The organism is Pseudomonadota bacterium (assembly GCA_030860485.1).
Classification (GTDB): domain Bacteria; phylum Pseudomonadota; class Gammaproteobacteria; order JACCXJ01; family JACCXJ01; genus JACCXJ01.
This window is the reverse complement of the sequence record JALZID010000055.1, coordinates 1-7759: the sequence shown is the minus strand read 5'-3', so window position 1 is coordinate 7759 and position 7759 is coordinate 1. Positions and strand designations below refer to the sequence as shown.

General features: G+C 64.3%; 7 protein-coding genes. All 7 read left to right on the top strand.

Annotation, left to right across the window (positions count from 1 at the left end):
• The first annotated feature begins 212 nt into the window (after positions 1–212).
• Positions 213–1064: a zinc-ribbon and DUF3426 domain-containing protein gene (locus tag M3461_03085; GenBank protein ID MDQ3773415.1), complete on the top strand. Its 852-nt coding sequence runs from the start codon at positions 213–215 to the stop codon at positions 1062–1064.
• A 136-nt stretch (positions 1065–1200) separates the two neighbouring features.
• A complete protein-coding gene (locus tag M3461_03080) occupies positions 1201–1545 on the top strand; it encodes a Fis family transcriptional regulator (GenBank protein ID MDQ3773414.1) in 345 nt (114 codons plus the stop codon).
• Positions 1546–1558: 13 nt separating this feature from the next.
• Positions 1559–3127, top strand: a complete 1569-nt coding sequence (purH, locus tag M3461_03075; protein MDQ3773413.1) for a bifunctional phosphoribosylaminoimidazolecarboxamide formyltransferase/IMP cyclohydrolase — start codon at positions 1559–1561, stop codon at positions 3125–3127.
• A 19-nt stretch (positions 3128–3146) separates the two neighbouring features.
• A complete protein-coding gene (gene purD, locus M3461_03070; protein MDQ3773412.1) occupies positions 3147–4436 on the top strand; it encodes a phosphoribosylamine--glycine ligase in 1290 nt (429 codons plus the stop codon).
• A gap of 459 nt (positions 4437–4895) precedes the next feature.
• Positions 4896–6200: a porin gene (locus M3461_03065; GenBank protein MDQ3773411.1), complete on the top strand. Its 1305-nt coding sequence runs from the start codon at positions 4896–4898 to the stop codon at positions 6198–6200.
• 207 nt (positions 6201–6407) lie between these two features.
• Positions 6408–6746, top strand: coding sequence for a P-II family nitrogen regulator (gene glnK / locus M3461_03060; protein MDQ3773410.1), 339 nt, complete (start codon positions 6408–6410; stop codon positions 6744–6746).
• 283 nt (positions 6747–7029) lie between these two features.
• A partial coding sequence (locus M3461_03055) for an ammonium transporter (GenBank protein MDQ3773409.1) occupies positions 7030–7759 on the top strand: 730 nt, incomplete at its 3' end.

Below are 7759 nucleotides of genomic sequence, written 5' to 3'. Positions count from 1 at the left end.
CTAGTGTAGTGTCCCTTGAATAACTTTACAGATTATCCCTTCTTGTTTTTCCCTCGGGGTCCCATGTGAGGACTCCCACTTTTCGAGCTGCGTCCGTTCAGCCGTTTCAACTCGATCGACAGCCTCGTGTTCTGCATGACCGTAAGCATAGCAATTGCCAGAGAATCTGTCAAGTTATTTAAGGGACACTCCACTAGTCCGTTCGCGCAACCATGCTGGCCCGCTGCCCAGACTGTGCCACGGTGTTCCGGGTCGCGCCCGCCGACCTCAGGGCCGCGCGCGGGCTGGTACGCTGCGGCGTCTGTTTCGGGGTCTTCGACGCCGTCGAAGCGCTCGAAGACTCCGCCCGGCCCATCCTCTCCGCGGGGGTGGTCGAACCACGGCCTGATCCGCTAGAGGCCACCGGAATAGATCTCTCGGACGAGATGGACCGGAATCCGACCGAAGCGTTTTCGGCCGAAACCGTTTCGGCCACGCGGTCGGCGGCGGTCCTCGGGCGAGCGGGAGGCGATCCGAATACCGGGACGGGACCCGTCGCGACCCTGGCGCTCACCGCGCATGCCATGCTCGTGGCGAGCGAGCGCCCGCGCCCACTCGCCCGGGCCGGGTGGGTCGCGCTCACGGTCCTGATGACGCTCTGCCTGTTCGCGCAGCTCGCCTGGTTTCGCGGCGCCGAGTTGCTCAGGGCCTACCCAGAGCTACAGGAACCCGTCGCCGCGGCGTGTGCCTTTGCCGGCTGCCAGTTACCGGGGCCGCGCGACCCCGGGGCCGTCCGCATCATGGAGCGCGATCTGCGCGAGCACCCGCGCTATCGGGACGCGCTGCTCGTCAACGCCATCCTGGTCAATCAGGCGGCGTTCGCCCAACCCTATCCGATTCTGGAGCTGGCGCTCTACGACACGGAAGGTGCGGTCGTGGCCGGGCGGCGCTTCGAGCCACGCGAATATCTGGCCCGGGCTTTGGACGCCGATGCCCTCATGCCCGCCGGGCAGCCGCTCCATGTGGTCCTGGAACTGGTCGGCCCGAAGCGGCCTCCGGCCAGCTTCGAGCTCCGGTTTTTGTAGCCTGGGTACGCACTTGGCGCTCGCCGGCAGGGCCCCCGTCACAAAGCTTTCACGGCGCAGTCATTCGGGCTATCATCCGCTCGCTTGGGGAGTGCCCCGGGCCAGGCGCGCCTCCGCTGCGCCACCGCGTGGGGCGGTGGCTGAACAAAACCAATCCTTCCCGAGGATCGACTCCGTCCCGTGGATCACCACCGTGGATAGCACCGCCCGCGAACCGGGCGCTAACGTAGAGGCGTTGCGCGAGGAGCGCCGGCGCGGCCCGTTACGTCAGTGCGTCAAGTGCTCCCTGGATATCTATTTCTCGGAGCTCGATGGCTTCACGCCGGCACCGCTCTACGATCTGGTGTTGTCCGAGGTCGAGCGCGCCCTCTTCGAGGTCGCGCTGGCCCGCACCCGCGGCAACCTCACCAAGACCGCCGAGCTCCTCGGGGTTAACCGGGGGACATTGCGTAAGCGTTTGAAAAAGTACGAACTCTGCTAACTTTCGGACACCCATGGCGCCCATCCAACGCGCGCTCCTGAGCGCATCGGACAAGACCGGGCTCATCGCTCTCGCGGCTTATCTGGCGGGGCGCCACATCGAGATCCTGTCGACCGGCGGGACGGCGCGGCTGCTCCGGGACCACGGCCTGCCCGTTTTCGAGGTCGCCGACTACACCGATGCTCCGGAGATCCTGGGCGGACGGGTGAAGACCCTGCACCCCAAGGTCCACGGCGGTATCCTGGCTCGGCGTGGACTCGATGAGGCGGTCATGGCCGCGCACGGGATCGCGCCCATCGACCTCGTGGTCGTCAACCTCTACCCCTTCGAAGCGACCGTCGCGCAACCCGGTTGCGGGCTCGCCGAGGCCATCGAGAACATCGATGTCGGCGGTCCCGCCATGCTGCGCGCCGGCGCCAAGAATTACCTCTCGGTGACCGTCGTGGTGGAGCCCGGGGATTACCCCCGCCTCATCGCGGAGATGGAGGCCAACGGCGGGGTGGTGCCGGAGGAGACACGCTATGAGCTGGCGCGCAAGGCCTTCGGTCATACCGCCCAGTACGACGCCGCGATCGCTCGCTATCTCGGGGGGCGGGCGGGCGACACCGAAGACATCGTAGGGTTTCCGGCGCGACTGTGCCTGGATCTCCTGAAGCGCGAGGACCTGCGCTATGGCGAGAACCCCCACCAGCAAGGGGCCTTCTATGTTGAGCCGGCGCCCCCCGAAGGGAGCGTGGCGGCGGCGCGCATGCTCCAGGGCAAGCCGCTGTCCTACAACAACATCGCCGATGCCGACGCGGCCCTCGATTGCGCCTTCGCCTTCCCGGACCCGGTGTGCGTGATCGTCAAGCACGCGAACCCCTGTGGCGTGGCGCTCGGGACGACCCCCTTAGAGGCTTACGAGCGCGCCTATGAGGCCGATCCGACCTCCGCCTTCGGGGGCGTCATCGCCGTGAACAGGCCGCTCGACGAGGCCACGGTGGCGGCTATCCTGGAACGCCAGTTCGTCGAGGTGATCGCGGCCCCCGAGGTCGAACCGGCCGCCCTCCCGACGCTGCGCGGCAAGGCCGACGTGCGCGTCCTCGCCACCGGCTACCCCGGACCTCCTGCGAGCCGCGGTTTCGACTGCAAGCGCGTCCGCGGCGGGCTCCTGGTCCAGGACCGGGACGAGGCCGGCGCCTCCCGCGATGCCCTGGAGGTCGTGACCCGGCGCGCCCCGACCGAGGCCGAGGTCTGCGATCTCCTGTTCGCCTTCCGGGTGGTCAAGTACGTCAAATCCAACGCCATCGTCTATGCCCACGGCAGGCACACCGTGGGCATCGGGGCCGGCCAGATGAGCCGCGTCCAGAGCGCGCGGATCGGTGTCGCCAAGGCCGCCGAGGCGGGGCTTGGGATAGCGGGCTCGGTCATGGCCTCGGACGCCTTCTTCCCGTTCCGCGACGGCATCGACGCCGCTGCGGAGGTCGGGGTAGCGGCCGTCATCCAGCCGGGTGGCTCGATGCGCGACCGAGAGGTCATCGCGGCCGCCGATGAGCACGGGATGGCGATGGTCCTGACGGGGATCCGTCATTTCCGCCACTGAACTTCTGATCACTGAGGGGCTGAAGGTCCTGGTGGTCGGCGGCGGCGGCCGCGAGCACGCCCTGTGCTGGAAGCTCGCGCAATCGCCGCGCGTTTCCGAGGTCTATGTGGCGCCTGGCAATGCCGGGACGGTCGCCGAACCCAAGGCGCAGAACGTCGCGATCGCGTCCGAGGACCTCACGGGGCTGCTGCGCTTCGCGGTTTCGAATCGGGTAGACCTCACCGTCGTCGGCCCCGAGGGACCGCTCTGCGCTGGGATCGCGGATGATTTCGAAGCGGCCGGCCTGCCGTGTCTCGGGCCGAGGCGCGCGGGGGCGGCCCTCGAGGGGTCGAAGTCCTACGCCAAGGGCTTCATGCGCCGGCATGCGATCCCGACCGCCGCCGGGGAGGGCTTTTCCGATCTCGATGCGGCGTGCGCCTACATCGCCGGCCACGACCTCCCGCTGGTCGTGAAGGCCGATGGCCTTTGCGCCGGCAAAGGGGTCGTGATCGCGCATACCCGAGGAGAGGCGCTCGCGGCGGCCGAGGCGATGCTGTCCGGCGAGGCCTTCGGTGCCGCCGGCCGGCGCATCGTGGTCGAGGCGTTCCTCGGCGGAGAGGAGGCCAGCTTCATCGCGCTCTGCGACGGCCGCGAGGCCCTGCCGCTGCAAAGCTCCCAGGACCACAAGGCGCTCGGGGACAGCGATCTGGGCCCCAATACCGGGGGCATGGGCGCCTACTCCCCCGCCCCGGTGCTCGGCCCCGCGGTCCATGAGCGCGTGATGCGAGAGGTGATCACCCCCGCGTTGCGCGGTATGGCGGAGGAAGGCCATCCGTATCGGGGGTTCCTGTACGCCGGGCTCATGATCGCACCCGATGGGAGCCCGCGCGTGCTCGAGTTCAACTGCCGCCTGGGGGACCCCGAGGCCCAGGTACTGCTTATGCGCCTGTGCTCGGACCTGGTCGAGCCTCTGGAAGCGGCGCTCGCCGGCCGTCTGGCCGGACTTATGCCGGACTGGGATCCGCGTCCCGCGCTCGGGGTGGTGTTGGCCGCCCAGGGCTATCCCGGCAGCTACCGCAAGGGCGACGTGATCACGGGCCTTCGGGACCTCGGCGATGTGGACACGCGGATCTTCCATGCGGGGACGGTCGCCGACGGCGGCGCGGTGGTCACGGGGGGTGGCCGGGTCGCCTGTGTGTGTGCGCTCGGCGGCACGGTCGGCGAGGCACAGCGGCGCGCTTACGAGCGCCTGTCGCGCGTCCACTTCGAGGGGATGCATTACCGCCGCGACATCGGCGGTCGGGCGCTCGCGAGAGAGCGCGTCCGCTAGTAGTGCCATAGCCGTGCGCGTGTGCCATACTGGTGCGCCGGCGGGGAGCGAGGGTTGTCCCGTGACATCCTGCTATCAAGCTATTGGGTTGAATATAAAGACAATCGGCTGGTTGCTGGCTCATGGCACGGGGTATGCCGAACGTGCTGAAAAATAACGCAGGACTTCACTGACGCATGCACCCCAATGGATGCGACGGTGTGCCTCTCGCGGAGAGAACCAGGCATTGCGGCGGCAGCGGATCCAACGCGCAGCGGCGGCTGCGCTCGACGTGCCATTGAAGAGAAGCTGGGCGAAGGGGTAACAGACAGAATCGGCAGTCGTCACGAAATAGGCGTGGTGACGGACACCGCGTGCGCCTCGCGAAAAGAGGAACCAGTTCCTAACGTCCGGGCGTGCCCAAGGACGAGCGGGTTTGCGATAACTTTCGATAATCGTTTGGCTGGGAGGAGAGGAGCGATGAAAAGCGCATATTACGTAGCGATCACCCTGCGCGGGGTACTGCTCCGCGTATTGATTTCATCAGGTACGCTATTATTTTCTATGCCCTTTGCGATGGCTGACGAGGCCACAGTCGAAGCAGCGGGAAGTGAGACAACGGAACCCTCTGGGATGATCGGTGCACTCTTCGGATACGATATTAATAGCGTTCCCGTGCTCAAGTCACTGGGGGTTACGGTTGGAGCCTGGTTCGCGGCTGGAGTCACCTATAATCCGGATATCCCCGATGATGAATTCAACGGTCTTACCTCGTTCGCCGATCGGGCCAATACCATCATGCCCAATCAGTTCAATCTATACTTCGAGCGGGCAACGAACAAGGAAGGTGACCAGTTTGACTTTGGCTTTAGGGCTGATCTTATGATCGGCAGCGATCCACGGTTTACCCAAGCTACCGGTCTCGACGACCAAGTCGTTCAAGATCCATTTGACGGAGGGCCGAGATTCTTTGATTTCGCCGCACCTCAGCTATATCTTGAGATGTTTATGCCGGTAGGAAATGGGCTTAGCGCCAAGATAGGGCACTTCTATACGCCGATCGGTTACGAGGTCGTACCCGCAACCGGTAATTTCTTCTATACGCATGCCTATACGATGCAGTATGGGGAACCTTTTACCCATACAGGCGTGTTATTTAGCTATCCTCTAACCGGAAATTTCACGCTCACGGCAGGCGCGGTAAATGGTTGGGACAATTGGGACGTGAATTCGGAACGCTTTAGCGGTCTAGGGGGATTGACATGGACCAGCGATAGCGGCGCTACTTCCGCGACCATTACGGGCATTTCCGGTGACGACAAGTTGACTGGTGAAAATCGCTCACTTTATAGTATTGTGATTAGCCACCAATTAGTGGAACATCTCACCTGGGTATTGCAGCACGATAATGGGGCCGTGAAGGATTCGGATTCACGCGGAACCGGAGAAGCCCGCTGGTACGGTATAAACTCCTACTTATTCTATGATGTGAATGATTCGTTGCGTGCCGGGCTACGCGGCGAGTGGTTCCACGACGATGAAGGCTTTCAGGTTGCCCCCGTTGGATTCGGGAATCGTGCTGGCCCCGGGTTCGGCACCGGCGCAAGCTACTATGCGATCACAGCCGGATTGAACTGGAAGCCGTATACCTGGCTCGTCGTCCGTCCTGAAGTCCGGTATGATTGGGCAGATTTATCCGCCCCACCGGGTACGTCAGAGCCCTTTGACGGCGGCACCGATGAAGAGCAATTGTTGTTTGCGACCGATTTCGTCATCACCTTCTAAATCGGGCCTGGTTGCTTGGAATAACGTAAGTTCTGCCAGAGTTTTCAATTACGACTCGATCCGGGACTCGTAGAATGCTCCGTACCAATCCATTCCGTGCGGCCGGCGTCATGAGTCTCGAAAAACAGGGGACGGCGAGGCCGATTCGTTCGGCCCGCCATCCGGCGGTTTATGGGCGGCACAGGAGTCTCAGCACGAGGTAGATCTATGAAACTGGTTACGGCAATCATTAAACCCTTCAAGCTCGACGATGCCCGAGAGGCCTTGTCGGACGTGGGGGTGCAAGGCATCACCGTCACGGAGGTCAAGGGCTTTGGACGGCAGAAGGGGCACACGGAGCTCTACCGGGGCGCCGAATACGTGGTGGACTTCTTGCCCAAGGTCAAGGTCGAGGTCGCGGTCACGGACGACCAGGTCGAGCCGGTCGTCGAGGCCATCATCAAGGCCACCAGCACCGGCAAGATCGGGGACGGGAAGATCTTCGTCTATGAGCTGGCCCAGGTAGTGCGGATCCGCACCGGCGAGACCGGCGCTGATGCGCTCTGAGGGCGCTTGCGAGCGATTGATCGCATGTAGGGAGGAAACAAAGCTAATGAAGACGCTAGTGCGCCCCTTGGGGCAAATGGGGAGGGCGGGCATCTTGCTGTTCGCGCTTTTCGGGGCCGCGTGGATGGTCCCCGCCACGGCGCAGGAGGCCCCGCCGGAGGACCAGGTGACAACGCCGGAGCCCGAAGCGGAAACACCCGTTGTCGAAGAAGTGCTGGTCGAAGAGACCGCGGTCGCAGAAGAACCTTCGGGTCCTACCCTGAACTCCGGAGACACGGCCTGGATGCTGACCGCGACGGCATTGGTGTTGTTCATGACCGTGCCCGGACTCTCGCTTTTCTACGCCGGCATGGTGCGGGCCAAGAATGTGCTGTCGGTGCTTATGCAATGCTTCGCGATCACCTCGTTGGTCACGGTGTTGTGGATGGTGGCGGGCTACAGCCTGGCCTTCGATACCACCGGCATGGAGAAAGACGTGGTCAATCTCTTCTCCTTCATCGGAGGCCTCAACAAGGCCTTTCTGGAGGGGGTCGGGCGCGACAGCCTGACGCTCACGGTCCCCGAGACCGTGTTCATGACCTTCCAGATGACGTTCGCGATCATCACCCCGGCGCTGATCGTCGGGGCCTTCGCCGAGCGTATGAAGTTCTCGGCATTGTTGTGGTTCATGGGGCTATGGCTGCTCCTGGTCTATGCCCCGATCGCGCATATGGTCTGGAGCGGGGACGGCGCGCTGATGTGGGACTGGGGCGTGCTCGACTTCGCCGGCGGCACCGTGGTCCACATCAACGCCGGGATCGCCGGGATCGTGGCCGCCCTCGTCCTCGGAAAGCGCAAGGGCTTTCCGACCACGGCCATGCCGCCGCACAACCTCACCTTGACTGTGGTCGGGGCCTCCATGCTGTGGGTCGGGTGGTTCGGCTTCAACGCCGGCAGCGCGGTGGCGGCGGACGGCAATGCCGGCATGGCCATGGCCGTCACCCAGATCGCGACCGCTACCGCGGCGCTCGCCT

Excerpts from the sequence above, each read along its gene's own strand:
- M3461_03085 (MDQ3773415.1), top strand. The coding sequence starts at position 213 with ATGCTGGCCCGCTGCCCAGACTGTGCCACGGTGTTCCGGGTCGCGCCC.
- purH (MDQ3773413.1), top strand. The coding sequence starts at position 1,559 with ATGGCGCCCATCCAACGCGCGCTCCTGAGCGCATCGGACAAGACCGGG.
- M3461_03065 (MDQ3773411.1), top strand. The coding sequence starts at position 4,896 with ATGAAAAGCGCATATTACGTAGCGATCACCCTGCGCGGGGTACTGCTC.
- glnK (MDQ3773410.1), top strand. The coding sequence starts at position 6,408 with ATGAAACTGGTTACGGCAATCATTAAACCCTTCAAGCTCGACGATGCC.